21 protein-coding genes are annotated in these 26,199 nt (G+C 47.3%); 8 read left to right on the forward strand and 13 right to left on the reverse strand.

Annotated features, from left to right (window positions below; all coding sequences use genetic code 11):
- Positions 1 to 99: 99 nt before the first annotated feature.
- Positions 100 to 1,524, forward strand: coding sequence for an NAD-dependent succinate-semialdehyde dehydrogenase (locus OEU88_RS06090; protein ID WP_262694241.1), 1,425 nt, complete (start codon positions 100 to 102; stop codon positions 1,522 to 1,524).
- On the opposite strand, the gene OEU88_RS06095 is transcribed toward OEU88_RS06090, so the two are convergent.
- From OEU88_RS06095 to OEU88_RS06105, 3 genes are all read right to left on the reverse strand, one after another.
- Positions 1,521 to 3,869 carry a patatin-like protein gene (locus tag OEU88_RS06095; protein ID WP_262694242.1) on the reverse strand — a complete coding sequence of 783 codons (2,349 nt, stop codon included), beginning with the start codon at positions 3,867 to 3,869 and terminating at the stop codon, positions 1,521 to 1,523. The genes OEU88_RS06090 and OEU88_RS06095 overlap by 4 nt on opposite strands.
- Positions 3,870 to 3,953: 84 nt before the next feature.
- Complete coding sequence (gene rsmD / locus OEU88_RS06100; RefSeq protein WP_262694243.1) at positions 3,954 to 4,511, reverse strand: 16S rRNA (guanine(966)-N(2))-methyltransferase RsmD; 558 nt, start codon at positions 4,509 to 4,511, stop codon at positions 3,954 to 3,956.
- Positions 4,508 to 5,590 (reverse strand): pseudouridine synthase, encoded by a 1,083-nt coding sequence (locus OEU88_RS06105; RefSeq protein WP_262694244.1) that lies wholly within the window; start codon positions 5,588 to 5,590, stop codon positions 4,508 to 4,510. Before OEU88_RS06105 ends, rsmD begins: the two co-directional genes overlap by 4 nt.
- A gap of 90 nt (positions 5,591 to 5,680) precedes the next feature.
- Here OEU88_RS06105 and OEU88_RS06110 point away from each other — a divergent pair, with 90 nt between their 5' ends.
- From OEU88_RS06110 to OEU88_RS06120, 3 genes are read left to right on the forward strand one after another with little or no spacing between them, the layout of a single operon-like run.
- A complete protein-coding gene (locus tag OEU88_RS06110) occupies positions 5,681 to 6,133 on the forward strand; it encodes a nucleoside deaminase (protein ID WP_262694245.1) in 453 nt (150 codons plus the stop codon).
- Positions 6,134 to 6,142: 9 nt separating this feature from the next.
- On the forward strand, positions 6,143 to 7,462 hold the full coding sequence (locus OEU88_RS06115) for a mechanosensitive ion channel family protein (protein ID WP_262694246.1): 1,320 nt from the start codon (positions 6,143 to 6,145) through the stop codon (positions 7,460 to 7,462).
- Between the two features lie 31 nt (positions 7,463 to 7,493).
- Positions 7,494 to 7,910, forward strand: coding sequence for a hypothetical protein (locus tag OEU88_RS06120; RefSeq protein ID WP_262694247.1), 417 nt, complete (start codon positions 7,494 to 7,496; stop codon positions 7,908 to 7,910).
- A gap of 7 nt (positions 7,911 to 7,917) precedes the next feature.
- Here OEU88_RS06120 and OEU88_RS06125 read toward each other — a convergent pair whose 3' ends face one another.
- Genes OEU88_RS06125 through OEU88_RS06135 form a run of 3 tightly spaced genes read right to left on the reverse strand, consistent with a single transcriptional unit; the run spans position 7,918 to position 10,760 of the window.
- Positions 7,918 to 8,766 (reverse strand): D-amino-acid transaminase, encoded by an 849-nt coding sequence (locus tag OEU88_RS06125; RefSeq protein WP_262694248.1) that lies wholly within the window; start codon positions 8,764 to 8,766, stop codon positions 7,918 to 7,920.
- A 10-nt stretch (positions 8,767 to 8,776) separates the two neighbouring features.
- Complete coding sequence (locus OEU88_RS06130) at positions 8,777 to 9,991, reverse strand: MFS transporter (RefSeq protein ID WP_262694249.1); 1,215 nt, start codon at positions 9,989 to 9,991, stop codon at positions 8,777 to 8,779.
- A 55-nt stretch (positions 9,992 to 10,046) separates the two neighbouring features.
- The gene (locus tag OEU88_RS06135; protein ID WP_262694250.1) at positions 10,047 to 10,760 is read right to left on the reverse strand and encodes a hypothetical protein; all 714 of its coding nucleotides are present in this window, start codon (positions 10,758 to 10,760) and stop codon (positions 10,047 to 10,049) included.
- A gap of 283 nt (positions 10,761 to 11,043) precedes the next feature.
- Here OEU88_RS06135 and OEU88_RS06140 point away from each other — a divergent pair, with 283 nt between their 5' ends.
- Positions 11,044 to 12,954: a M61 family metallopeptidase gene (locus tag OEU88_RS06140; protein WP_262694251.1), complete on the forward strand. Its 1,911-nt coding sequence runs from the start codon at positions 11,044 to 11,046 to the stop codon at positions 12,952 to 12,954.
- 73 nt (positions 12,955 to 13,027) lie between these two features.
- Here the strand turns inward: OEU88_RS06140 and OEU88_RS06145 are convergent, their stop codons facing one another.
- Positions 13,028 to 13,933: an alpha/beta fold hydrolase gene (locus OEU88_RS06145; RefSeq protein WP_262694252.1), complete on the reverse strand. Its 906-nt coding sequence runs from the start codon at positions 13,931 to 13,933 to the stop codon at positions 13,028 to 13,030.
- Positions 13,934 to 14,266: 333 nt separating this feature from the next.
- Here OEU88_RS06145 and OEU88_RS06150 point away from each other — a divergent pair, with 333 nt between their 5' ends.
- The 3 genes from OEU88_RS06150 (at position 14,267) to OEU88_RS06160 (ending at position 20,977) form a co-directional block, all read left to right on the forward strand.
- On the forward strand, positions 14,267 to 15,496 hold the full coding sequence (locus OEU88_RS06150) for a threonine synthase (RefSeq protein ID WP_262694253.1): 1,230 nt from the start codon (positions 14,267 to 14,269) through the stop codon (positions 15,494 to 15,496).
- A 117-nt stretch (positions 15,497 to 15,613) separates the two neighbouring features.
- Positions 15,614 to 18,268, forward strand: coding sequence for a M14 family zinc carboxypeptidase (locus OEU88_RS06155; protein WP_262694254.1), 2,655 nt, complete (start codon positions 15,614 to 15,616; stop codon positions 18,266 to 18,268).
- 243 nt (positions 18,269 to 18,511) lie between these two features.
- Positions 18,512 to 20,977 carry an ABC transporter permease gene (locus OEU88_RS06160; RefSeq protein ID WP_262694255.1) on the forward strand — a complete coding sequence of 822 codons (2,466 nt, stop codon included), beginning with the start codon at positions 18,512 to 18,514 and terminating at the stop codon, positions 20,975 to 20,977.
- Between the two features lie 70 nt (positions 20,978 to 21,047).
- Here OEU88_RS06160 and OEU88_RS06165 read toward each other — a convergent pair whose 3' ends face one another.
- From OEU88_RS06165 to OEU88_RS06190, 6 genes are all read right to left on the reverse strand, one after another.
- On the reverse strand, positions 21,048 to 21,806 hold the full coding sequence (locus tag OEU88_RS06165) for a hypothetical protein (RefSeq protein ID WP_262694256.1): 759 nt from the start codon (positions 21,804 to 21,806) through the stop codon (positions 21,048 to 21,050).
- Between the two features lie 48 nt (positions 21,807 to 21,854).
- Complete coding sequence (gcvA, locus tag OEU88_RS06170; RefSeq protein WP_262694257.1) at positions 21,855 to 22,772, reverse strand: transcriptional regulator GcvA; 918 nt, start codon at positions 22,770 to 22,772, stop codon at positions 21,855 to 21,857.
- Between the two features lie 147 nt (positions 22,773 to 22,919).
- Entirely contained in the window at positions 22,920 to 23,654 is a 735-nt protein-coding gene (locus tag OEU88_RS06175; protein ID WP_394805239.1) for a phosphoadenylyl-sulfate reductase, read from the reverse strand.
- 14 nt (positions 23,655 to 23,668) lie between these two features.
- A complete protein-coding gene (locus OEU88_RS06180; RefSeq protein WP_262694260.1) occupies positions 23,669 to 24,223 on the reverse strand; it encodes a DUF934 domain-containing protein in 555 nt (184 codons plus the stop codon).
- Positions 24,210 to 25,865, reverse strand: coding sequence for a nitrite/sulfite reductase (locus OEU88_RS06185; protein ID WP_262694262.1), 1,656 nt, complete (start codon positions 25,863 to 25,865; stop codon positions 24,210 to 24,212). Before OEU88_RS06185 ends, OEU88_RS06180 begins: the two co-directional genes overlap by 14 nt.
- 2 nt (positions 25,866 to 25,867) lie before the next feature.
- Positions 25,868 to 26,191 carry a DUF2849 domain-containing protein gene (locus tag OEU88_RS06190; RefSeq protein ID WP_262694263.1) on the reverse strand — a complete coding sequence of 108 codons (324 nt, stop codon included), beginning with the start codon at positions 26,189 to 26,191 and terminating at the stop codon, positions 25,868 to 25,870.
- Between the last annotated feature and the right edge of the window lie 8 nt (positions 26,192 to 26,199).

Consider the following 26,199-nt stretch of genomic DNA (forward strand, 5'->3'; position numbering starts at 1 on the left):
AAAGATACCATGACAGTAGTTGCGAATGAGCGCCCGGATGCGTATTCTTTCGTCCAATTAATCCGGCCTGTCGGGTCATACAGTTTTAGGAGTATCACTATGGCATTCAGTCTTCTTTCAGCATACGAAAACTCTGCTGGTAGCATTACTGTCCAAAACCCGGCCACTGGTGCCGCGGTTATGACTATACGGGAATATAGCGCGGGTGATGTGGAAGCCATTGTAAAGAAGGCGCAAGCATCGTTGCCTGCATGGTCCAAACGTACAGGCAAAGATCGTGCGGCAGTTTTGAAACGCTGGAATGATCTTATTCTTGAAAATCAGGAAGAATTGGCACAAATCATCACTGCGGAATGTGGTAAACCCCTGGCGGAAGCCCGCGGAGAGGTCGCTTACGGTGCCTCATTTGTTGAATGGTTTGCTGAAGAAGGCAAGCGTGCCTACGGCGACGTTATCCCAACGCATAATCCAGCGTCGCGTATTGTCGTTATGAAGCAGCCTATTGGCGTTGTGGCGGCTATTACACCTTGGAATTTCCCTGTGGCAATGATTACACGCAAAGTGGCTCCAGCGCTTGCTGCTGGGTGCCCCATGATCGTGAAGCCTGCCGAAGCAACCCCGCTTTCTGCTTTGGCAATTGAGGAGCTGGCGCGCCGTGCAGGTATTCCGGATGATGTCTTTCGCATTGTTACGACCTCGAGTCCACGTGAAGTTGGTGAAGTGCTAACAACCCACCCTCTGATCAAGAAAATTTCCTTCACGGGCTCTACTGCTGTGGGCAAAATTCTGATGAGACAGTCAGCGGATACAGTTAAAAAAGTGAGTATGGAACTGGGTGGTAATGCGCCGTTTATTGTGTTTGATGACGCTGACCTTGATGCAGCAGTTGAAGGTGCTTTGATTTCTAAATATCGAAATGCGGGCCAAACATGCGTATGTGCTAATCGTTTCTATATTCAAGATGGGATTTATGATGCTTTTATCACCCGTTTTGCTGAGCGTGTCGCATCGCTGCGTGTTGGTGATGGTAGTGAAAATGGTACAGATGTTGGCCCACTGATTAATGCTGCAGCGGTCGAGAAAGTAAATGCGCTTGTTAAATCTGCCGTGACAGATGGTGCACGAACGGTTCTTGGTGGTACACCTGATGCGCGTGGGGGTAATTTTTATGCACCAACACTATTGGCTGATATTACGCCGGATATGGACATAGCGCGCGCTGAAATCTTTGGCCCTGTTGCTACAGTTTTCCGCTTCACTTCCGAAGATGATGTTGTTGCACAGGCTAATGACACACCATACGGATTGGCGGCATACTTTTATGCGCGCGACCTTGGTCGTGTTTGGCGTGTGGCTGAAGCGCTCGAGTACGGTATGGTGGGTATTAACGAAGGTATTTTATCAACAGAAGTCGCGCCCTTTGGTGGCATCAAAGAATCTGGCGTTGGCCGCGAAGGCTCGCGCTACGGTATCGATGAATATATGGAGATGAAATATTGCCTGTTCGGTGGGCTCGGGAACTAAAGTTTAAAATCGTTTCTTAGTCGTTCAAGCAGTTCTTCACTGTGGTGTGTATGGTTGGCTTCTGTCTCAATGATAGAAGCCACCAGCTTTTTACGGATGTCGGCAACATCTATTTTGCCAAGTACAGCATCAGGGCCTGCAGCATCTAATACAAAATCAACAAGGCGGTTTGCTGCATGAACGCGCCCCCAGATATAATCGTTCTCACGCGCTTTGCGGCTAAAGAAGGCACCAAAGTTAAATAGCTGTGTACCCATCAATGCATTGCCTTGTGATTGGCCTGTAGTGTCCGTGAAGTCAAGCGGGCTGATACGGTCCACCCGCACTTCATCCAGTTCGTGTAAATCGTTCTTCGCAGTCATGGGCAAGGTTAGCACATCATAAAACGCAAATCCGACATATGCGCGGAACAAAGCTACCTGAATTTCTTTATCTCCGATGCTGCTGATTGATTTTGCAAGCGCTTCATCTTCAACATAATCAATATCTTCAAGACCCATTTCACGACTTATGTTGTTCATCAGGTCTTCGATTGGGGCGTCCCATGTGATGTCTTTGTAGAAAACTGGTTGCCACCGCGCACGATACAGCGCGATACTTTTATATACACGTGCTTTGATATCTTTCAGTATAGGACTGATCTCGGTATTACGGTTTAGCTTCGCTTGAAGGTTAATTTGTTTAATCAGAAAGCGTAAACGGCGAACGCGGTAATCCACATCAAACTGCCTGAAAAATGGAATTGCATTTCTATCGCCGGGATCGTGGCCGCCAAAATATTGTTGCGATGCGGCCCAGCCGGTTAAAACACCATAGACGGACGTTTTGCCTTCATCATTCGAGGTGTTTTTGCGGGCTAGTATGATGCAATCACATAAGCTTTGCATAACTTGAACGCCCTTGGCTTCAATGTAGCTACCATAGCCAAAGCCAGCTTGCGCATGCGCCTCTTCGTGTGCCCGTTCACGCCAACTGGAAAGCATGGCGGTTGATATCTCACGGCCTCTTTCGATAACGATGATCTTGTCTACGAGAGCTGTAACATCGCGGTCTACTCGTTTCATAACCGCTTCAAACCGCCGCGTTTCTTTGTTTTGTGCTTCAATAGCTTTCAGGTCTTCAAGAATAGGTTCATTGCGAGGAATATCTGCTAATGCGGATAGTATCGTCTTGAAAAATCCCGGTAAGGGTTTCTGTTCAATAGTATCTTCAGTGGGCGTCTCTGTTGCGGTTTCATCAGGGCGGGGGTCAACAAAAACGATACGCCGATCAACCTCGCGGTGAGCTGCACGGTCCTGAATTGTTTCAATGGCGTCTGCAAAAGGTTTGTTATTTGTAACACCGCCATCAATGAAGCACATATCATTTACGTCATCGTTGTTACTATCCAAATTAGCAAAATTCTTGTCATGGAAAGTTTGTTCAAATGGCCATGTAGTATTGGTTTGCTTCAAATAATCTTTTAGATCATTGAGGCGTACAGGAGGAAAGGCACCCGGGAAGCTTGAGGTTGCGCGTGCCGCAAAGCCAAGGCCAGGTATATTACCGTCGCCGAAATCGGAATGCGCAACGTCTATAGATGGTCTGCGGTGACTAAAGGTTAAGCTGACCTTGTGTTGTTGCTCCGATATGCTTTTAGGGTCGTGCAGAGTGACGGTGTGTTGTTCACCGTAAAAGTTTGTAAGGCTGACAAAAAGATCAAGCTGGTGGCCAACGGGCATAAGGCTGTGTTTTGGGTTTGCTACACCCATGTTGCGGTTTGCATCCAACATCCATTCCAGCATACGCTCACCGGAAAACGGTGGTTGAAACCACCGGGATCGCAAAAAGCGAGAAAGCTTGCGCTTTGCTTCTGCGGTGGGTTCTTCACCTTGCCAGATGCGGTCACCAAGTGCCCAAATCAGAGGATGCATATAGAGTTTCGACCATTTATCAGCAAGTGTTTCTTGCTCCATAAGTTCTTCAATGTCGCCCAGTTCTAACCACATTTTCCGGAGCGGTGAAAAATCGAGATCATAAGCAAGAGCGCGGGCAAGGAAGATACCGTTGATGCCACCAGCAGAAGCGCCGGAAACGACATCAACAATGACACGTAAATCAACGGTTTCTCCAATGGCTTTCAATAGGTCAAAATAATGATGTTCAGTATCGCAGTCATAAATACGGTCAGGTGCAGCGTTGGCATAACATGAGGCAGGGTTTGCTTTATCGGATGCGTTAAGTCCGTGAAACACTTTGGACGCACGAACCAGTTTTAAGATTTCGTGAGAGACACCGTTCATGTAAACAGCCAGCGATGCGCCGCCAAAACAAACGAGTGCTAATCTCAGTTCCAACTCACGCATACAAGCGTACCTTCTCAACACCACCTAAATTAGATGAATTAACATGCCGTAGTAGAAGTGAAAGCCCAAGTTATTTTTGCCGCATTAAGGCGAAGTGTAACGCATAAAGAGCATGCACTGCTGTCCTTGTGTGCGTTCATCCAGTATCTCGAAACCAGCAACATCAGGTTTCGGGTCATCGCTCGCTATTTCGCAAACAATCACATTGTCGTCTGCTATCCAGTCGTTTGATGCAAGCCTATTAAGGGTTGGCTCCACAAGGTTTTGACGGTATGGCGGGTCCATAAATATAATATTGCACGGCGAGGCCGTTAGCCCAATTTGCATTGCGCTGTCTCGCCGGATGTCTGCGTTCGCAGAAACACCGAGTGTCTTAATATTAGTGTTCAGGCAATCAAGCGATGCCCGCGCGTTTTCAACAAAAGTTACATGTTCCGCACCGCGGGAAAGTGCTTCAAGTCCCAATGCGCCTGTGCCTGCAAAAATATCAGCGACAATCGCGCCGTCTATGTCAGGATACCGGGTATGGGATAGCATTGAAAACAAACGTTCCCGCATGCGGTCTGTCGTTGGACGTACGTTATTGCCGGTTGGAACCTGAAGGCGGCGTCCACGGTGTTTGCCTGCAATGATACGTGTCATGGCTTGCGTGGGTTTGATTTTGAGCGCCTTTGGGCCGAAGGGCTTTGGTGTTTAACTGACAGCGTACCTGAACGACCGCGTGCACTTTTTGTTTCACTGCGCGTGGAATTTTTAGCTTCTGTATTACCGCTAAACCCTTTTTTGCGACGGCTGGCCCCGGGCTTGTTGCCTGCAGGCTTTTTAGCTTTTGCCCACTTTGACGAATCTTGTTTTGTTGATGGCGCAGCTATGCTGCCTGAGGCGCTTTCAAAAAAGTCACTCATGGCGTCACGTAATTGCTTATTGTTTATTTGTGCAGACATGCCTGTTTGTAGTGTGCCAAGTGAAAATGGCCCGTAATGAGTGCGAATAAGGCGATTAACTGTTAGTCCAAGATGTTCCATCACCTTTCTGACTTCGCGGTTTTTTCCTTCACGAATTGCAACATTAAGCCATGTATTGGCGGAAGAAAGAGATGCTTCACCGTCTTCCTGTTTACTGCGCTTTACAGTTTCAAGTTGCGCATCAACCTCGCCGTAATGAATGCCGTCGATCGTGATGCCGTTTTTTAGTCGGTCTAGGCTTGCGGGATTAACGCGGCCATACACACGAACCCTGTATCTGCGAACAAGGGCATTGGCGGGAAGTTCCATCCAGCGCGCCAGTGCACCGTCATTTGTTAACAACAAAAGACCTTCAGTGTTCATATCGAGTCGCCCAACAGAGATCACGCGCCCCATGTGACTTGGCAATTTGTCGAAAACGGTTGGGCGCCCTTCAGGGTCATTATGCGTTGTCAGCGTGCCTTTGACTTTGTGCAATTTCCAGACACGTGTTTCAGCAGCACGAGCAACAACTTCACCGTCAACGCGGATACCTTGTAGGCTTTTCACTAGAAAAGCAGGGCTTTCCAGTGTTTTGCCATCAACAGATATACGGCCATCTGCAATCATACGCTCAATTTCCCGGCGCGAGGCAATACCAGCGCGAGCCAGTGCTTTGGCTATACGCTCACCTTTGTCAATGCTATCAGCGTCTACTGTTTCTGGGTTATCAGTATCTGAAGCTTTATCTTCTGAATTTTTTATAGTATCTGTCATGTCGCGCACCATAAGCGTGCGCTGCTCGGGAAACAAGTGAATAGCAACAGGAAGCTTGGCGCGTGCGCCGATATAAAGAAAGCTGCCAAGATGATTGACGATTTCCCATTTATGCGTGCAGCGCTTGAAGAAGCCCGCTTGGCCTCAGCCCGCGGTGAAGTTCCTATAGGCGCTGTTGTCGTGAACGCACGTGGCCGCATTATATCTGCTGCCGGCAACAATGTAATTGGCCCGAAAGACCCCACTGGGCATGCGGAAATAATTGCGATTCGCAAAGCGGCAGACATCATGGACTCTGAACGGCTGGACGGCTGTGATATCTATGTGACGCTTGAACCTTGCGCCATGTGTGCACAGGCAATTGCTTTTGCGCGTATCAACCGCGTTTACTTTGGTGCTGAAGACCCAAAGGGTGGCGGCGTGACTGTTGGTGCACGAATCTTTGAGCAACCAACCACCCACCACAAACCGGAAGTATATGGTGGTATCCTGGAAGTTGAAGCTGCGCAGTTGCTTAGAGACTTTTTCAAACAACGGCGTTAGTATTCTTCTATGGATGAAGGACTGATACTAAAAATTGAAAGTTATATGATTGAAATCTGGACATGGTTTCAAACTAACTTTCTTGAGCCAGAGCGCCTTGTTGAGCTAGCTGTTATTGCTGTTGCGATACTAGCCTCCAATATTGCCTGTAAATGGTTGCACCAAAGTATTTTGCGTGTGGTTGGTGACCATCCGCTCGTACAAAAAGCAGACCGGCGCTTCCTGCTGCCGGCACTTACTGCGTCTATCTCCATCATTCTTATTTTTGCGGCTAGGCTTTTACTTGAGCCGGTGATGGCGACATATCTACTGAATATTACAGCCAGTTTGTTAACCGCATGGCTCGTCATTCGCCTTGCGGTAGGTATGATCGCAAACCGTGAACTTGCCCGCATGATTGCGGTCGCTGCATGGACCTTTGCTGCTTTAAATATTATGGGTTTACTTGACCCGATCAGTACCGTGTTAGGAGATGCCACATTACCTCTTGGTGAGGTTGAAATCAGTGTGCTTGATATCCTTACGGGCATCGTGAGTTTTGCATTTTTGATGTGGTTGGCATTCGCGACATCGGGTTTGCTGGAGCGCCGCATTAAATCTGTCACCAGTATGCCGCCAAGCATCCGCGAACTGCTCAGTAAAATCGGCAAAATCATGCTGGTGTCTATCGCATTCCTTATTTCATTGAATGCTACAGGTATCGACCTGACAGCTCTTGCGGTATTTGGTGGTGCGCTTGGTGTTGGTATCGGGTTTGGTCTGCAGAAAGTGGTTGGTAACTTTATATCCGGCATTATTCTTCTGGTAGACCGCTCTATTAAGCCCGGTGATGTAATCGAAACCGCTGGTACATATGGCACTATAAACAGATTGGCCGCACGTTATACCTCTGTCATTACGCGTGACGGTACTGAATTTCTAATCCCCAACGAAGACATGATCACTCAGCCTGTGGTTAACTGGTCGCACTCAAACCGTTTGGTGCGCCGCAGGATACCAGTGCAGGTTGCTTATACCACTGACATTCGCCAAGCGATGGAATTGATGAACGAAGCTGCTGGAGATAGTGACCGCGTTCTGAAAGTACCAGAGCCTCGTACTTTGGTGAAGGAGTTCGGCGAAAGTGGTGTTGATTTGGAACTACGTATGTGGATCGATGACCCGCAAAACGGCGTTTCCAACATCGCAAGCGAAGTGATGGTTGGCATATGGGATAAGTTCCATGAGCACGATATCGAATTCCCTTATCCAACCCGCGTTGTGCATGTCAAAAGAGACAATGCACAAACGACAAAAGGAGAGGAGCCTGAGGAAATAGATGGCTTCTGATTAGATATCAATCAAATGAGGGGAGAGAGATATGTCTATTGGTAAATATATTCTAAGCGTGATTGTGGCTTATATCGCATATGCTGTGTTGTATATTGTTCTTACAATGTTTGTGTTTGGTGATTTGTTTATGGCGAACGCAGACATGATGCGACCGCAGGATGATCCGATGGCGATGTATGCATATGCGGGCCACTTGCTTCAAACCTGTGTTGTCGTGGCTTTGTTCAACATGGCTGTGGGTAGCACGGATGTAATGAAAGGTGCAAAATTTGGCGCGCTTATTGGTGGTTATCTTGCCGCAACTGATATGACATTCTATTTCGGAATGAAAATGTCAACCGCACCGCTTGGTGTTTCTATCATCATCCATCTTGTCGTTGGTGCATTGATCGGTGTGCTTTTGGCCAAGTTATATGGCATTGGCAATAAGGTTGCAGCTGACTGATCCGTTCCTAGTTATCAGTATAATCAAAGTAAGCGTCTAAAAGGCGTTTGGCGACGGGGCCGGGGGTGCCGTCGCTTATTTTTTTGTCGTCAAGCTTAACGATTGGCATAGTGCAGTTGGTTGAACTGGTGAAAAACATTTCATCAGCCTCTTTTGCCTCTGTTACTGAAAAAGCGCGTTCTTCAATTGTAATGTCTAGTTCTGAAGCGATTTCCTTGATACGGGCAAGAGTGATGCCTGAAAGGATATTGTCGCTAGTGGAACGCGTGATCAAGTGCCCGGCTTTTACAATCCACATGTTGGTGCTGCTACCCTCTGTGACAAAGCCTTCTTTGTCGACAAGCACAGCTTCAAATGCACCTTCTTCACGTGCAGCTTGTTTGGCAAGAATGTTGGGCAAAAGCGCAGTGCTTTTAATATCACATCGCCCCCATCGAATATCAGGCTGCGTTGAAGCAGCAACGCCGGACGCCGCTCTTTGCCTAACAGCATCGAAGTTAAGGCGGCGGCATGTTACAATAAGTGCCGGTTTGGCATAATCTGGAAAACCATGGTCACGCGTTGCAACGCCGCGCGTAACCTGAACATAAATGAAACCATCTCGAATACGATTTCGGCGCATTACTTCATTGAAGATAATTGCCATTGGGCGGCGGCCCATAGGCGAGATAATTGCGAGTTCATCCATCGAGCGCCACAAGCGATCAAGATGTGCTTCCAGGTCAATCAACTTATTGTACCTGATTGAGATACCTTCATAAACGCCATCAGCAAATTGATAACCACGATCATTGATGTGCACATATGCATTGGCTGTTGAAACATATGAGCCATTAACATAAGCGATACGAGCCATAAGGTTACCTTTAAGTGGGCAGTTGATTGTGGTCAGTCACCTTGATGGGAGCAATAAAAACCATCAGGGCGAGTGCAAATAATTCCATTAGAATAATGGCAATTGTAAGAGCAATAAGGCCGTGCGGGATGAACGGTGCAATAGCGGCAGTTCCGAGCGCTGTCGTTAGCGTAATAAACAGGATAATTAGCGCAGATCCGCGATCGTCGTCACCGCCCGCTGCGGTTAATGCGCGCACGAAACCTGGGCCACCTCGAATGCCTAACCCTACATTTAACAGCCAGAATAATAGTTTCAAATCGGTTGGATCATTCCTGCCGATAAGTGCGTATGTCAACAAACCGATACTGCCGAGAACGGCAATTACCGTGCCCGCCATAATCACGCGTTCTACACCAAACCATTTAACAAAATGACCAGCAAAATTAGAAACAATGATGAAAGATGATACGCCGACAATCTGCATCAGAATAAAGTCGTCAATTGTACCACCCATTGTCTGCACGATAACGGCAGGCACTGTGAAAACGAACACAAGCAGACCGCCGAGGACAAAGCCGTGACTAAGTGCATATCTTAGATATGTGCTATTTTTAAAAAGGGCGCTGTAGCTTCCTTTGGTGTCAGTAGTTTTAGTGCCAATGCTGGGTAGCATTTTGGGGCGCAACAACATCATACTGCATAAAACGGCGCACAAGATAGCTGTTATCCAGAAGGATGCTGTCCAGTCATATGCACTGAAAAGCCAAGCACCTAAAATAGGCGCTAACCCTGGTGTTAAAGACTCGATACTACCCATTGCAGCAATAGCCCTGATGCTACCAAGCTCGGAAAATAGACTGCGGATCAAGCCTGGCGCCAGAACGGCTGCCCCACTTGCTGCAGCACCTTGAAACAGCCTGACAATGATCAACATTTCAATGCTGTCTGCATATGTTGCTAGCGCTGACAATGCGGCAAACGTTGCAAGCGAACCAATAAACAAGCGCCGCCGTCCAATGTGGGCAGCCAAACTGCCAAAAACAAGTAAACCAAGCGAGCTGCCTGCCACATAAAGTGCGAGTACAAGCTGCGCAGTTGCCGTGTCAGTATCAAAAATTGCAGGCAAGGACGGCACAGCGGGCAATACCAGATCAATGCCAGCAAGTCCGAGGACTGTGCCAGCTATGATAAGTGCGCAAGCAATAACTGCTTGTGTTTTTGATATTGCTGAATCGTTACTCACCATTGCCTCTCACACTTTTAGCGGGGAGACTTGGATTTATACTAATAGTGCTGAACTATAAAGAATTGTTTGTTGTTTCTGATTGGTACGCATTTACTTGCTGCAATAGCCACAAGCCAGTTAGCAATCGCAAGCCTATCTGTATAGGGCCGTATAGCCAAGTGTACCAGAAGCCTATGAGCGGAGAAACAGCAGTAAGGCCTGCATAATAGCTAGCAAAAGCAAGTAGGCTTGCAATGCCGATTGACAGTGTCACTAAACCTATCGTGCGTTCTATTGGCTTCTCAGATAGGAAAGCAATACCCATCAAGATTGAACCGGTGCCGAATCCAAAAAGTAAAACGAAGTATTGGCTATCACTAAGGCCGCGCAGGCCCATGATCATAGTGCGCCACAACTCCTTGTCAGCACCCGTTGATGCCAAATATGCAGGGCGCCACATTTGATTGAGTGCGTCTATTAGATAAGCCTGCTGGCTCATTTCTGTCATTGCCCATACAGCTAAATAAAAAATACCAATACCAACCAGTGCAGGTGACCGTTTGAGTAAAATCGTTGCGGCTGCAAGTGCGGCGATAAAGGCAAATTGAGGATGAAAAAACAAAATCCACTTTTTATATAGGTGCATGCTGTTTTGGTGAAGTTGTTGTACAGCGTCAAAATCCGGCGCATTCGAAGCGTCTGGGCCATATATCAAGATAGTTGTTGTTAAGGCTGACAGTACCGAGCATATGGCACCAATTCTTAAGAGTGGCTTGTTTGTTGACATGTTGCTCCCCCAGGCTGAACCACTATGCATGGTAATATTGCGTTTTAACGATGCATTCTTGTTGTTGACAAGTGGGCTTGCGCTTACAGGTTCACCGTGTGCGATTAATGGTTGGCTGTGGTTGGTTTTTCAATGACCCCAACGCGGAACTTGTTTGGAAAAGCGGATGTGAAGGTTCAGGAATTGGTATATTGGAGCCACTTTTATTAGCTTGAATCCTTTCTGGACTTGGTTGATGTCCTTCTCTAACGTCTTCACAAACTGACAAAGCACAGGCGAGGGTATGATGATAAAAAATAATGTTGGTACATGTGTACACGGTATGAGCCATTGGCTAACAAGAGTGCTCTCAGGGGTCGCAGTCGGCGCTGTTGCTATTTCTTGCGCTTCAATAGCGCAAAACGAAAGCAGTAACGCGCCCGTTTCCTACGAAATTTCATTCGACAACGCAGCCCACCATGAAGCCGAAATAACTGTTACTTATCGTGATTTAGGGCAAGCAATTGGCAATGACCCATTAGAAGTTAGAATGTCTCGGTCCAGCCCTGGGCGGTATGCAATCCACGAGTTTGCGAAAAATGTTTATGCAGTCAAAGCAGAAGATGATGAAGGCAATCCGCTCACAATCAAACGGAGCGATCCATATAGCTGGCATATTTCTGGCCATAATGGTGGCACTGTTAAGCTAACCTATACGCTATATGGTGATAGGGCGGACGGTACGTATTCGCAGATTGATCTGACACACGCCCATCTCAATATGCCTGCAACGTTTATGTGGGCAAAAGGTTTGGAAAACCAAGCCATTGACGTTCGCTTTAATCCTGTGGACACATCGTGGAAAGTGGCAACACAATTGCGTCCAACCAACAATCCGTATGTTTTTGAAGCACCAAATCTTCAGTATTTTATGGATAGCCCGACCGAATTGAGCGACTTTGATTTGCGTGAATGGCAAGTGGAGGACGGCGATGGCACAATGTATACCATGCGCCTTGCTGTGCACCATGATGGTACGCGAGAAGATGTAGATACTTACCTTGAGAAGGCCAAAGCGGTGGTTGCAGAGCAGATCAAGCTTTTTGGCGATGTGCCTAATTTTGACTATGGCACCTATACATTTATTGCTGACTATTTGTCGTATGTTAACGGCGATGGTATGGAGCACAGGAATTCAACAATTCTAACAAATTCAAGAGCATTGCATGACGCTAAATTTAGCCAGCTTGGTACGCTGTCACACGAGTTCATTCATGCATGGAATGTCGAACGACTACGCCCACACGAGTTGGAGCCGTTTAACTTTGAAACAACAAACCCAACGCCCAGCCTTTGGTTGGCAGAGGGCTTTACCTCATATTACGGCCCGTTAACAATCAGGCGTGCTGGTGAGGCAACTGTCAGTGAATATATCTCGGACTTGTCACGCCAGTTAAGTTGGATTGTTAACTCTGCTGGGCGGCAGTATGCAAGCCCACAGGAAATGAGTTTGCGTGCTGCTTTCGTTGATGCCGCGACCTCAATTGATCCAACAAATAATCGTAATATTTTCACATCGTACTATCCTTATGGAGCCATAATCGGCCTCGCGCTTGATCTTGAAATTAGAAGCCGATTTGAGGGGAAAACCTTAGATGATGTTATGCGTCAGCTTTGGAAAACCAATGGCAAATCTGAGGTGCCTTATGCGCCTGACGCCTTGATTGGCGCGGTTGTTGATGTGACTGGCGATCAATCGTTTGCCGAGACCTTTTTTAATGAGAGTGTCAAAGGTTCTAGTCTGCCAGATTTTGCCCCTCTTTTCGAACAAGCTGGTGTAGTGCTGCGGCTTAAAAATGAAGGAGAGGCGTACGTCACACCGGGGCGCTTGGATGATGAAGCTAAAATCAGGAATAATACGGTTGTTGGCACACCTTTCTATGATGCGGGCCTCGAACGTGGTGACAAGCTGATCAAACTTGGTAATCGTTTGATTGAAAATCAGGATGACTTGAAAAAGGCTGTTGCACGTTACAAGCCAGGTATGACGGTGAAGGTTACGTATCTGCAAAGAGGGCAGGTCAAAACGGCTGATTTAACCTTTATCCAAGACCCAGCCATAGAGCTGGTGACGTTTGAGAGCTTGGACAGAAAAGTTAGCGATCAACAGCAACGATTTCGAGATTCCTGGATTGGAGAAGATACGCAGGAATAAGGTTCATGGCTTTTACTTTTGCCAGCACCTGCTTATGAAAAAACCTGAATTATCTGTATATTTTTCTGTGTAATTAACTTTCGGCGGCTGCTTGTTTCTCAACGATGCAGTCGTGAAATTTATTTACAAACTCAATGACCGTTTCCGGAGCTTCTACTTGTGGGTAGTGGCCAATTTCCGGTAAGCGTGCCAGCTTTGCTTTAGGCACCAGTTTAGCAAACCCGTCTGCGGCATGGGCACCGGATACGGGGTCAGCTAATCCATTGATAAGCATCATTGGTAGTTTGGCGTCTTTCAAGGCGCTAACCCAGCGCACAGCATGTTCGCGGCGCTCTGCCATGTAACGGATGCGGCGCGCCATAGCGCCGCGACCGTTAGCGCCAATAATCGCAGGCCAGAATTCGTCTAGAAATGCACCTGTTGGTCGTGTGTTTTTACCAAAAACCTCGGCAAAGCCAGCAAGCATCTTTTTTGCAGGTGTTATACGCGAAAACAAAGGTCCAAGCGGCCCTGCCAACAATGTTTGTACTGGTCGTGGCCGGTGCAAGTCAGGAATCATGCCACCATTCAATAGAACAACGCTGAGTATCTTGAATGATAGATTGCTTTCGTTATGACGGGCGAGTAATTCCTGAACAACTGTGTCGCCAACATCGTGCGCAATGATATGTGTTGCGCTAACGCCCCGATGTTGCATCAACGCTTCAAGCATGTCAGCCTGATCCATAATCGAGCATGGTTTCTTCTGCGCATTCAATGACATGCCATAATCAAGCAAGTCAGGTAATATCATGTGAAAGCGTTTAAGGAATGCGCCCGCAATCCAGCACCAGTCCCATGATGCTGTTGGAAATCCATGCAGCATCAGAAGCGGCTCCCCTTCACCGCCACGTTGATAAAAAACGTGATGGTTGCGCCACTCAAAATATTTACCGCATTGGGTCCATTTCTCAAAAGAGATCGGTGCGGGCTGCATCATTGGTTGGTCCATTACTCACATGTTTTGCGGTATGCAAAACGTTATTTGGTCAGGCACAATAATGTGCCATGACTATGAACTAGTGCGGGTTTGCATGTGCGGCAAATAAACTGTGATAAATACATGTCATACGATACCTTTGAATACATGATATCACATGCTTGTGAGCAGTTTGTATTCCGTGCGACCACTAGAGTATTGAGTACCTGATCTTGTACACTTTTTCGTGCGTTCATTACCGCTAATGCATCCATTGCTTGCCCAAGCTTCTATTGTTCCATAACACAGAGTCGGGTTTGGAATTATCACAGTAAATTGGGGTTATAGGTAATCGTGTCAGAAAATTTTGTTACACACTTGGAGTGTGGATTAACGGGCGAAGCTGATTATGAAGCAGGTGTTGTACATGGACTGTCTCGTGCAGGACGACCGCTTTTGGTGCGTTATAATCTTGATGGCGTTAAGGCTGCTACAAGCCGTGATGAAGTGTGGGCCCGCCCGGGCGGCTTTTGGAAATGGCGTGAATTACTGCCTGTAAAAAGGGGCGAAAATATCGTCAGCCTCGGCGAAGATGATACGCCGCTTCTAACGTGTTCAAAGTTAGCAGCCAATCGCCAGATTACTGGTGAAATTATTATCAAGGATGAAGGACGCTTGCCAACCGGTAGTTTCAAGGCGCGCGGACTTGCGCTTGCAGTTGCCATGGCGAAAGAGCTTGGTCTGACAAAACTTGCGATGCCAACAAACGGCAATGCGGGCGCCGCTATGTCAGCTTATGCTACAAGTTGCGGTATTGAGAGTTACATCTTTGCGCCTGATGATACGCCAGAAGCAAACCTTAGCGAAATACAGCTAATGGGCGGCAAGATATGGCGCGTTAATGGCTTGATTAATGATTGCGGCAAGATCGTTGGCGATGGCAAAGAAAAGATGGGTTGGTTCGATCTATCGACCTTGAAAGAACCTTATCGTATTGAAGGCAAAAAAACGATGGGGCTAGAGCTAGCTGCCCAGCTTGGATGGCAAGTGCCTGATGTAATCTTTTATCCTACCGGCGGTGGTACTGGCTTGATCGGGATGTGGAAAGCATTTGACGAGATGGAGCAATTGGGCTGGATCGGCTCTAAAAGGCCGCGCATGGTTGCTGTACAAGCAACCGGTTGTGCACCAATTGTTAAGGCATATGAAGAGGGTGCAAAACATGCTGAGCTTTGGCAAAACGCACATACATATGCAGCAGGTATACGTGTGCCTGTCGCTGTAGGTGATTTCCTGATTTTGAATGCCGTGCGTGACAGTGGTGGTTTCGCTATTGCTGTTGACGATGATGCTATTGAAGATGCACGACAAGAGATTGGTACCGTAGAAGGCATTATGGTTTGCCCTGAAGGCGCAGCAACTTATGCAGCATATCTGGCGGCTCTTGATGATGGGCGTGTAAAGAAGGACGAACAGGTTATGCTCTTTAACTGTGGTAACGGCATTAAATATGAAATGCCACTAGCTACTGCTTCGCTGGATATCACAAATCCAGTTGATTACAGCGCCATTGCAAATGCTTAGACCATTTTGCCGATAGTCAACAGCATACGAATCCATAGACTTGTTTGATGATAAACAAGGGGTTAGTGTTGAATAAATTAACTTGATGCTAACTGGCATCAAGACAGGGAGGGGATCATGACAATTTTACCGAAACAACAATCATTAACGCGCCGCTTGAGGGCAGTAGTGACGTGTGCTGCTGCAATGTCAGTGATGTGGGCAACGGCTAATAGCGTAACAGCTGAACCGCTGGATTATTATCTGGTTGACGGTGTTACATACGATCAATCGGTTTTGAAGCCTGATGATGTTATCGGCCACGGCATTGGTGCGCAGCCTGTTCGTCATGACCTTATGGTTGATTATATCCGCAAACTGGGCGGTGCCAGTAACCGCATGCAAGTGGAAACAATTGGTTACAGCCACGAACGTCGCCCAATATTGTTCATAACGGTTAGTGCGCCTGAGAATCTTGCTCGTATCGATGAGATTAAAGCCAATCATGTCCTGCGGACGGACCCTGCCCGTGCAGACGAGGCTTCAGATGACCTGCCTGTTGTGACGTGGCTTAACTACGGTGTACACGGCGCAGAGGCCAGTGGTATGGATGCTGCCTTACCAACACTGTATCATCTGGCTGCTGCTAATGATGCAGACACAGTCGAGCAGCTCAAGAACAGTGTAATTGTTATAACGGCAATCTTTAATCCTGACGGGCACTCAAGGCGTGCAGCATGGGTGACACAGTATGGTTCAGACGTGCGTGCCACAGATCCAAACCATGAAATCCACAACCAGTTCTGGCCCGGTGCACGCACCAATCATTATTGGTTTGACTTGAACCGTCAGTGGCTTTTGCAAACACAACCTGAAAGCCGCGCATGGCTGACAAAATGGCACGAGTGGTGTCCGCAGGTGTCTGCAGACTTCCACGAAATGGGGCCAAACAGCACCTATTATTTCCACCCGGGTGTGCCAACACGTAAATACCCGTTGGTCCCAAATGAAGCGCGTGAATTGCTGGTAGAAATTGCAGATTTCCACAAGGAGTTTTTCGATAGCGAAGGCAAATTATACTTCAACGAAGAAGGCTTCGATAACTTTTATGTTGGTAAGGGGTCCACCTATCCACAGATCAATGGTTCTGTCGGAATCTTGTTTGAGGCGGGCGCACAAATGGGTATCGCGCGTGAAAGCGACCAGGGCCTTAAAACATATGCTAACAATGTGCGTAATCATTTCCGCACAAGCTTGAGCACCATCCGCGGTGCAGCTGAAATGCGCTTGAAGTTACACGCTTTCCAGCGTGATTTTTACCGCGAAGCAGCCACCCTTGCGCGTGAAGATGACGTGAAAGGATATGTGTTCCGGGTGCCTGAGGACCCAACACGCCTTAACAAGTTTCTTGACCTGATGGCGCGTCACCGTGTGGTCGTTAACCGTGTTTCATCACCTATTCGCGTTGACGGTAAAACATACGGTGAAGAGAGTTACGGCGTGAACCTTAACCAGACGCAGTACCGTATGGCGAAGGCTGCATTCGGCCGCATTACAGAATTTCCTGACAAGGTTTTTTATGATGTATCTGGTTGGACACTGCCTCTTGCTTACGGACTTGAATATGACGAGGTAACAACAAGTATGCGCGGTAAACTAGGCGATGTGGCAACAGCCAGCTTTGCCTCCGCGCCGCAGCCTGATGTTGCACCTTATGCATATGTATTCCGTTGGTCGGACTATTATGCTCCGCGTGCATTGAACCGGATTTTGCAAGCAGGCATGATGGCGCGTGTTGCCAAAGAGCCAATTCAACTGCAAACCACAAAAGGTGTTGTTTCGCTTGAGCGCGGGGCCATCATTGTGCAACGCGAACTGCAAACTGTTGCGCAGTCAGACATCGACACGATGATGCAAACAATTGCAAGAGAAGACGGTGTAACAGTTCACGCTGCAACATCGGGCAGTACACTGAATGTGGGTGCAGAGCTTGGTGGCCGTAATTCTGTTACTGACCTGAAAGCACCAAAGATACTGCTCATTACAGGCCCTGGCATGAATATGTATGATGCAGGCGAGGTGTGGCATCAGCTGGATCACCGGATGAACATTCCAGTGACACTTGTGCGCAGAGATCGTCTTGGCCGCGTTAACCTGAGCGATTACACGCACATGATCATGGTTGGTGGTTTTGGCGGTGTTAGTCTCGATAAAACCATGACAAAGAAGGTTGAAGGCTGGGTACGGGCAGGTGGTGCTTTTGTTGCGCACAGGCAAGGTGCGCAGTGGGCTGCGCGCAGTTTGTTCGCCAGCAAAGACAAAAAGAAGCGTGACAAAAAAGACCAAACAAACGAGCGCCTTTCTTATGAAGTTAAAGGCCAGAAAGATGCAGAGCATGTTATTGGTGGTGCGCTTTACGAGAGTGACCTTGATATAACGCATCCGCTTGGTTTTGGTTATATACGCCGCAATGTGACAACCAACCGCAACACCAGCTTTACGTTGCCTGCACCGAAAGACCCTTACGCGAAGGTTGCGGTTTATACCGATACACCGTTGTTATCTGGTTATTCGTCACCAAAACGGATTGATGAGATTAAAGGCACGCCGATGCTGACTGCTGAGCGTAAAGGCCGCGGTGCTGTTATTCTGTTCGCGGATAACCCGAACTTCCGTGCAACATATCTGGGCGCAGAAAAAATGTTTCTGAACGCGATCTTCTTCTCGGGTGCGTTTGATCGCGCGCGCAGTAGCGATGACGCAGAAGCATTTGCCCATGAGCATGAAGAATAATCGTCATATAATACAGCTGCCGGGCTATGTGCCCGGCGGCAAATTTCTTTTTCCTGAGCTTTCATCATCCTTCTGATTTGTCCAATAATGAACACTTAGTGTGCGATTGTGTACATTTGGATGAAGTCATATGCTCATTTGAAACATTAACCATTTGATATTAAATAATAATATTTAAAACGCAGCTTGGCGCAAAAGTTGCTGGAGTGTAGATGTAATAACCACTTGGAGGCAGGTGACACTATGCTGAGGAGCTATTTTATCATTGCAGTGCGGCATTTGTTGCGCAACCGGTTGTACTCGTTAATCAATATTATGGGGCTTGCTATTGGTGTGGCTGCCTGCCTGCTGATCTTCTTGTTTGTGCGGTATGAGACCAGCTATGATAAGTGGATGCCAAACGCCGAAAACATCTACCGCGTTAATTACAAACAAAATATGAAGGCAGGTGAAGACCTTGTCTGCAGTTGCGCGCCAGGGAAGGCCAAGTTTGCATTTGAGCAATACTTTCCAAAAGAAGTTGAAGAGGCAACACGCTTCTATTCGTGGCGGCGCATTTTAACGCTAGGGGAACGGTCCTTCAGACAGAGTGTATATTCCGCAGATGTTAACTTTTTCAACGTTTTTGAGGTAGACTTCGTTGAAGGAGACAGAGAGACTGCGTTAAGTAAATTGACTAACATTGTTATTTCTGAGCGAATTGCAATTAAGTATTTTGGGAGCCAATCGCCACTCGGTGAAGTACTGACATATACGAATTCAGGTTTAGAACGTTCCTACAAGATTGCAGGCGTCTTTAAAGACTTTCCTGAAAACAGCCAGTTTAATTTTGAAATTATTGCACCGCTCGATATGTCTCTAGAAGATGATGCCATCGGTGTTGGGCAAAATTGGTCAATATTCTGGGGTTGGCTTTATCTGAAGCTCAAGGATGGAGCTGATCTGAACGCTGTATCTCATAACTTATCCGCACTAGTTGAAAACCATGCACCAGCAATTGATGAACGGCAATCAAGTGAAACCTTTGAGCTTAGTCTAACTAATGTGCGTGATGTTCATCTATATACAGAACATCTTGTGGCAAGTCGCGTGTCGCCGCCTAAGCCAATTGGCAGCATTGAACAAGTTTATGCATTTAGCGCTCTGGCAATAATGATTTTGTTGATTGCTTGTATCAATTTTATGAATTTATCTACGGCACGTGCCTTACGTCGGGCTAAAGAGGTTGGTCTTAGAAAAATTGTTGGAGCAAGTCACACGCAATTAATACGGCAATTTCTTGGTGAAAGCATAATGGTGACAGCTATTGGTGTGCTGATAGCTTTCGTTCTTGTGGATGTGACTTTGCCAAGCCTTAATGAATTAATGGGACTTTCGCTGGCGATTAACTATACGAGCGATCCTGTTTTGGTTGTTGTGAGTATAGGGTTGCTTGGTTTTATAGGTGTGTTTGCGGGACTGTACCCTGCATTTTACCTATCAGCATTCCGGCCAATTGCAACATTGGGTGGAGAGAATTCCAGCAATGGCGCAGCAACAGATAAATTGCGCGCAGGTCTTACCGTATTCCAGTTTACTGTCTCAATTACGTTGATCATCGCAACCGCAGTTGTATATGCACAAAACATATATGGTTTGAATAAAGACCTAGGCTTTTCTAAAGAAAATAAACTGATTGTAAGACGTTTAGGTGATGTGTTCTCTGCAGATCAGAAAAAAGTATTTGCAGCTGAAGTTGAACGTTTATCAAGCGTTGATAAAGTTAGTTTGTCGCTACAAATTCCGACCGATATTATCGAGTATGTTTTACCGTTTAACGCAAATGGTATCGGTAGTGTTGAAGAAGTGCGCTTGATGCCGCAAACGATTGATGCCAATTTCTTCAATTTATATGATATAATGATTATTGCTGGGCGCGATTTTGATGCAGATCGCGAGCAAGATCGATTTAGAGAAGACATACCGGATGGTTTGCCGCAGCCATTAACGTCTATTATCATAAACGAATCTGCGGTACGCTTGTTTGGGTTTGCTTCACCGGAAGCCGCAATTGGCCAAGTTATTAGCGATGAATATGGCCTTATGGATGTTATCGGCGTAGTTTCAGACTATCATTTCCAGTCTTTAAAGGAGCCATTTACACCTCATATTTATTGGAATGATAACAATTTCTGGTCGCTAACTATCGGATATGACGAAAACACAGATACTGTTGCATTACAGCGTGACGTAGAACACATATGGAGAAACCTTGTTCCTTATGTGCCTATAGATAGTGAGTTTTTAACGGACAAAATCGCCCGCCAATATACCGGTGAAATCAAACAATCCAAAATGCTGGTAGTGTTTTCTATTCTCGCCATTGTCATTGCGTGTCTTGGTTTATACGGCCTTGCGGCGTTCACCGCAGAACGGCGCACGAAGGAGATTGCCATTCGCAAGGTGCACGGTGCCGATGTATGGGATGTAGTGAAGATGCTGCTTTTACAGTTCTCAAAGCCAGTGCTGATCTCTAATCTGATTGCATGGCCCATTGCATGGTATTTCATGACCGATTATCTGAATGGGTTCACTTTCCGTATTGACCTGAATCCTGTTTATTTTATTAGCACAGGTGTTATTGCGCTGCTCATTGCGTGGGTTACGACAACGCATCATGCCTTGAAGGTGGCACGCACCAGCCCTGCGGTTGTGTTAAAAGGGGAATGATAAAAGTGAGGCCGATGCTTTGCGGTGAATAGCTCTTTTTGCATCAGTTATCGAATCAAAATAGTTACGATTAGTCTACGCGGCTTAATCCTGGTAACGCGTATATTTTTTTAAAATCGCCACGATTAATAGAGTTTCTTATTGCAACGCTAAGAGCTGGTATTTTTTCACGGTGACGTTTGTGCACCAAATGAAAAAATTTCATTTTCTCCCATACAGTTACCCTCATATCCGATTTCGCATCGCCTAGCTCTTCTAGTATCAAGCTTGCGCGGACTGAGTCTGTTGCAAAAATCTTAATACGCTTGCGCAATAAAAGATCGCTAATTGGAATCCCTGCAGGCATTTCTTTTGTTACGGCACCAGTTAGTGGCAGGTGCTTTTCCAGCCAACGATAGCCACTCTGATAGGCAACGCTGCGCCCTTGCAGAGCTGCAATTTCTCCATCAAATGAATCGTCTTTCATGGAAAGCAAGACGGCATCCAGCTGAAATAGTGGCACAGGCACTGCAATTAATGACGAATTGAAGTCCCGAGGATAGTCTTCCATTCGCAGCCAATCAGCATCTAGTTGATTGTTTGCCAACATTATTTCAATTCGTTTTGATGGCAGTGCCACAGACGTTGCGCAGAAACCGGCTTCTTCATAAAATCGAGCAGCAAGGTTTTCAAAAAGCGGGTAAAAAATACTCAGGCTGTCATCCGCCCCCAAACGCATGCATTGCGGGTCTGGTTTCTCTGCTTTGGTAGCCTGAGCAGAGGACAGCTGGGGAAAGCTGACTGTAAGTAAGCCCATGAACAACCAACAAATGCTTTTTCTAGCATTCATATATACGGCTTAGCATTGTTGTTGTGCGCAGGTTGTTCATACTTGTGTTTACGTCGTTATTTCTGCATCGGTTTTTTCAACTTCTTCCCACATCCATTCAATGAAGTCTTGAACGCGTTCGCTCTTTAGTTTTTCTTTCGGGCAAACGATGTGATGGGCGAAGTTGATAGGCACTTCTTCACCAAAAGGTTTTATCAAACGCCCCGCCTTCAGGTCCTCTGCTGCAATAGCAGAACGTGCCAGCGCAATACCGCGCCCTGCCACAGCTGCTTCAATAGCAAGCGCGTGTGTGTTAAAATGTAATGCGGGCATGCCGTCCGGCACTTTTACACCGGCAGCTTTAAGCCACATGGCCCAATTCATTGAGCTTTGATCTTCAACGGTGCTGTCGTCGTGGATGAGTGTGTGTTCAACTACCGCGCAGGGTGTTGCCGCTTCACCTTCAAGTAATGTCGGCGCGCACACTGGGAAAATTGTTTCACGGAGGATTTCTTCCGAGTGCAAACCTTCGTAATCACCGAGCCCGTACCGTATGGCAATGTCCATATCGTCAGCCTGAAAGTCGGTTACTTGCATGGTTGCGCTGATTTTCACAATGGCATCAGGCCGGCGTAGATAGTAGCTGGCCAAGCGTGGCACCAGCCACTTGCTGGCAAACGAAGGAGACACACTTACCTTCAAAACATTGGAAGACTTCGAATCAGTTAAGATATCAACCGCGGCTTCCAATCGCTCAAAGCCCTCCTTTAAGGGTAGCAGTGAAAGCTGGGCGGCTTCTGTTAAAATAAGAGCACGATTGGTACGGCGAAATAATTCTACGCCCAAAAAGTCTTCGAGTGAACGAATTTGTTGACTGATTGCGGCAGGTGTAACCGAGAGGTCATCTGCTGCTAACTTGAAACTCATGTGCCGTGCAGCAGCGTCGAACGCACGCAAGGCATTAAGGGGAAGTAAGGATCGTTTCATGGTGTGAGTGGCCCTCTAATGATTCCAATCGTCAAATAGGCGATAAGAAAAACTAATCTAAAGCCAACATAACCGGTTCATCATTCCGCGCCAAGTCCTCAAGTTATGGATTGGTCTTCTAGAAAGAAAAATAACTTAATTGTTACATTAGCTATCTGACAGAACTTTGTTGTTCTCGGACAAAGTCAGGTGAATGCCGCACTCGGTTTTGGTTTGGCCGCGCCAACGTCCTGCACGTTCACTTTCGCCTTCTTTGATAGGGTCTGTACAAGGCATGCAGCCAATGGAAGCAAAACCCTGTGCAACAAGTGGGTGTTGTGGCAATCCGTGTTTCTCCCGGTATGCGGCAACATCATCTTTATTCCAAAAGGCAAGCGGGTTAACTTTTACACGGCCATCAGATGCCTCGAAATGAGGCAACAATGAACGCACACCGCCCTGAAAGCGCTTTCTACCAGATGCCCAGCCTTCAAAACCCTGCAGGGCATTATCGAGCGGCACAACTTTGCGGATGTAACAACAGGCGTTTGTGTCAGTGGTCCACAGGCCACCTTTTGGATCCTTGGCGTTTAAGTCATTCACATCAGGTGTGAGTGTGCGAACATCGTTAAGGCCTAATTCATTGATTAATCGGTCACGGTACCGTTTTGTTTCACCGAACAATTTACCAGTATCCAGGAACAGTACCGGAATGTCTTTTGATACCTTTGCCGCAATGTGAAGCAGAACGGCTGACTCGGATCCAAAAGAGGACACGAGTGCAAACCGACGGCCAAAATATTTCAGCGCGCCATCAATCACCTCTTCAGGTGAAGAGCTGGCGTAACGTGCATCGAGGTAATCGACAGCCGTTAATGCGTCGAAGTAATCGGCGTGCTGTATGGCGGCAGCTGCTGTCACGATGCCTTCCTTTGCCCTTCTTTGGCAGTATCGGCGGCATCAGTATTGTCATCGTTTTTTGCCGAGTGCCGCACATGCGCAACAGAGCGCTGCCCGAGGCCAATAGCATCCGTCTGATAGTATGAAGGAAAACGTTTCAATGCTGTTTCAAATGCGGTTTTACGTTCTTCGGTGGCTTCAACACTGTCAAAACCGGCACGCATAAGAAACTGTGCTTGGTCGGGGATGATATTGCCAACAGCGCGTATTTCGCCTTTGAAGCCATAATCCTTGCGCAGGCGGACAGCCAGAGAGAAACCCCGCCCATCACCGAACGCCGGGAAATCAATTGCAACAAACGAGATTTTATTCGCGAATGGCTCTAGGGCGCTGAAGGTCGTTTCCGTGCCCACAAGAACACCAACACGCCCGACTGTTTGAAAAAAAGCTTCGCTTTCTTCAGCCAGGCGGTCGAATGGAACCAACACAACTTCGCCTTCAGCAGGTGAAGTGTCTGAAGCAAGTTCAGTATACTGTGTGGGCTGGATGCCTGTTAAATTAACGAGCGCCATATACCGCCTCCTTAAATACGTCTGCGCCAAGCCTCCGGTAAGCTGGCAAGAATTCTTCACCGTCTTCACGTTCACCGAGATAAACAGCAACTACTTTTTCGATCGCATCAATGATGCCGCCTTCGTCAAACCCAGGGCCGAGAATAGCAGCTTTGGATGCGTCTTCTGCGCCTGAACCACCGAGCAGCAGTTGATAGTTTTCCTCGCCTTTACGGTCCACGCCTAAAATACCAATATGGCCTGCATGGTGGTGACCACAGGAGTTGATGCAGCCAGATATTTTGATCTTTAATGGGCCAATATCCATCAGGCGTTTGACGTCATCAAAGCGTTCAGTCAGCTTTTGAGCTAGAGGAATTGAACGCGCATTTGCCAGTGAGCAATAGTCCAAGCCTGGGCATGCGATGATGTCGGTTAGTAAGCCAGCATTTGCACTACCAAGGCCAGCGGCATCAAGCGCCTCCCACAAAGCAGGCAAGTCTTTCTTGGCCACGTGTGGCAGAATGAGGTTTTGCTCGTGACTGACGCGCACTTCACTGAGGCTGTATTTGTCAGCAAGATCAGCGACCAAATCCATCTGCGCGTCTGTCGCATCGCCCGGAATACCGCCATGTGGTTTCAGCGAAATAGTAACGTGAACATGACCAGGCACTTTGTGCGCGCCCGTATTGTTGCTTACCCATGCTTTAAAGAGGAAGTTTTTGTCTGCAAATGCATTCACGGTCGGAACATCATTGTCCAGAACAGGTAGAGGCGGCGGTGTGAAGAATGCTTTGATACGCGCCACTTCTTCTTCTGGTACATCAAGTGGTTGATCTTTGATCTTTGCCCACTCTGCTTCAACCTGGCGCGCATATTCATCGGCGCCCATTGCGTCGACCAGAATTTTGATACGTGCTTTATATTTATTATCGCGGCGGCCTTGTTCGTTATAAACGCGCAACATTGCTTCCAGGTAGCTCAATAAGTCACTGACGGGAAGAAAGTCGCGAATAACTTTGCCGATAACTGGTGTGCGGCCCATGCCGCCACCAGCTAGCACTTCAAAGCCAATCTCACCAGTATCGGATTGTTTAACAACCAGCCCGATATCGTGCCATTTTACGGCGGCACGGTCTTCGTCAGCGCCTGTAATGGCGATTTTGAATTTACGTGGCAAGAATGAAAACTCAGGATGGAACGTGGACCATTGGCGGATTAATTCAGCGTATGGACGCGGATCAAGCACTTCGTCAGCAGCTGCGCCGGCAAACTGGTCTGTTGTTGTATTGCGAATGCAATTGCCAGATGTTTGGATGGCGTGCATTTCAACATCTGCTAGCTCCTGCAGAATGTCAGGTGTTTCGGACAGTTTGGGCCAGTTATATTGTACGTTCTGGCGTGTGGTGAAGTGCGCATATCCTTTATCATAGCGACGGGCGATATGAGCAAGGCGGCGCATTTGATTTGATGACAATGTGCCGTAAGGAATAGCAACGCGCAGCATGTAAGCGTGTAGTTGCAAATAAAGGCCGTTCATCAAACGAAGTGGGCGAAATTCTTCTTCGGTCAGTTCGCCTTTCATGCGGCGCTCTACCTGATCGCGGAACTCTTCAACGCGTGCATTAACAATGGCATGGTCGTATGTATCATAAGCGTACATGGTTATTGCTCCCAGTTTGGAGATACTTGATAACCAAGATCAAGCCGGACACTTGGGCCCTTGGCTTGCATGGCAAATTTCATATGAGCAGGTGCAAGGTTGTTGCCTTCGGTATCGGCTGCAATAGCAGTTACGCTGACAACAAGGTTTGCATCTTCGGCGCCGTGTGCAAGCACAGCGAGCGCTTCCACTTCTTCATCTGTCTGACCCACTGCCGCATCTGCTGCTACCTTGGTCCACTCACCGTTTGCAGTGAGAAATACAGCGCGTCCGTCATCAAGACGGTTCGCGATAAACATTTGAGGCCCTGCTGGTTTTTTAGCCATGGGAAAAT

It is taken from the genome of Kordiimonas aquimaris, from assembly GCF_025574485.1.
In the GTDB taxonomy this organism is placed as follows: Bacteria; Pseudomonadota; Alphaproteobacteria; order Sphingomonadales; family Kordiimonadaceae; genus Kordiimonas; species Kordiimonas aquimaris.

Excerpts from the sequence above, each read along its gene's own strand:
- OEU88_RS06090 (WP_262694241.1), top strand. The coding sequence starts at position 100 with ATGGCATTCAGTCTTCTTTCAGCATACGAAAACTCTGCTGGTAGCATT.
- OEU88_RS06095 (WP_262694242.1), bottom strand. The coding sequence starts at position 3,869 with ATGCGTGAGTTGGAACTGAGATTAGCACTCGTTTGTTTTGGCGGCGCA.
- rsmD (WP_262694243.1), bottom strand. The coding sequence starts at position 4,511 with ATGACACGTATCATTGCAGGCAAACACCGTGGACGCCGCCTTCAGGTT.
- OEU88_RS06105 (WP_262694244.1), bottom strand. The coding sequence starts at position 5,590 with ATGACAGATACTATAAAAAATTCAGAAGATAAAGCTTCAGATACTGAT.
- OEU88_RS06110 (WP_262694245.1), top strand. The coding sequence starts at position 5,681 with ATGATTGACGATTTCCCATTTATGCGTGCAGCGCTTGAAGAAGCCCGC.
- OEU88_RS06115 (WP_262694246.1), top strand. The coding sequence starts at position 6,143 with ATGGATGAAGGACTGATACTAAAAATTGAAAGTTATATGATTGAAATC.
- OEU88_RS06120 (WP_262694247.1), top strand. The coding sequence starts at position 7,494 with ATGTCTATTGGTAAATATATTCTAAGCGTGATTGTGGCTTATATCGCA.
- OEU88_RS06125 (WP_262694248.1), bottom strand. The coding sequence starts at position 8,766 with ATGGCTCGTATCGCTTATGTTAATGGCTCATATGTTTCAACAGCCAAT.
- OEU88_RS06135 (WP_262694250.1), bottom strand. The coding sequence starts at position 10,760 with ATGTCAACAAACAAGCCACTCTTAAGAATTGGTGCCATATGCTCGGTA.
- OEU88_RS06140 (WP_262694251.1), top strand. The coding sequence starts at position 11,044 with ATGATGATAAAAAATAATGTTGGTACATGTGTACACGGTATGAGCCAT.
- OEU88_RS06145 (WP_262694252.1), bottom strand. The coding sequence starts at position 13,933 with ATGATGCAGCCCGCACCGATCTCTTTTGAGAAATGGACCCAATGCGGT.
- OEU88_RS06155 (WP_262694254.1), top strand. The coding sequence starts at position 15,614 with ATGACAATTTTACCGAAACAACAATCATTAACGCGCCGCTTGAGGGCA.
- OEU88_RS06160 (WP_262694255.1), top strand. The coding sequence starts at position 18,512 with ATGCTGAGGAGCTATTTTATCATTGCAGTGCGGCATTTGTTGCGCAAC.
- OEU88_RS06165 (WP_262694256.1), bottom strand. The coding sequence starts at position 21,806 with ATGAATGCTAGAAAAAGCATTTGTTGGTTGTTCATGGGCTTACTTACA.
- gcvA (WP_262694257.1), bottom strand. The coding sequence starts at position 22,772 with ATGAAACGATCCTTACTTCCCCTTAATGCCTTGCGTGCGTTCGACGCT.
- OEU88_RS06180 (WP_262694260.1), bottom strand. The coding sequence starts at position 24,223 with ATGGCGCTCGTTAATTTAACAGGCATCCAGCCCACACAGTATACTGAA.
- OEU88_RS06185 (WP_262694262.1), bottom strand. The coding sequence starts at position 25,865 with ATGTACGCTTATGATACATACGACCATGCCATTGTTAATGCACGCGTT.
- OEU88_RS06190 (WP_262694263.1), bottom strand. The coding sequence starts at position 26,191 with ATGGCTAAAAAACCAGCAGGGCCTCAAATGTTTATCGCGAACCGTCTT.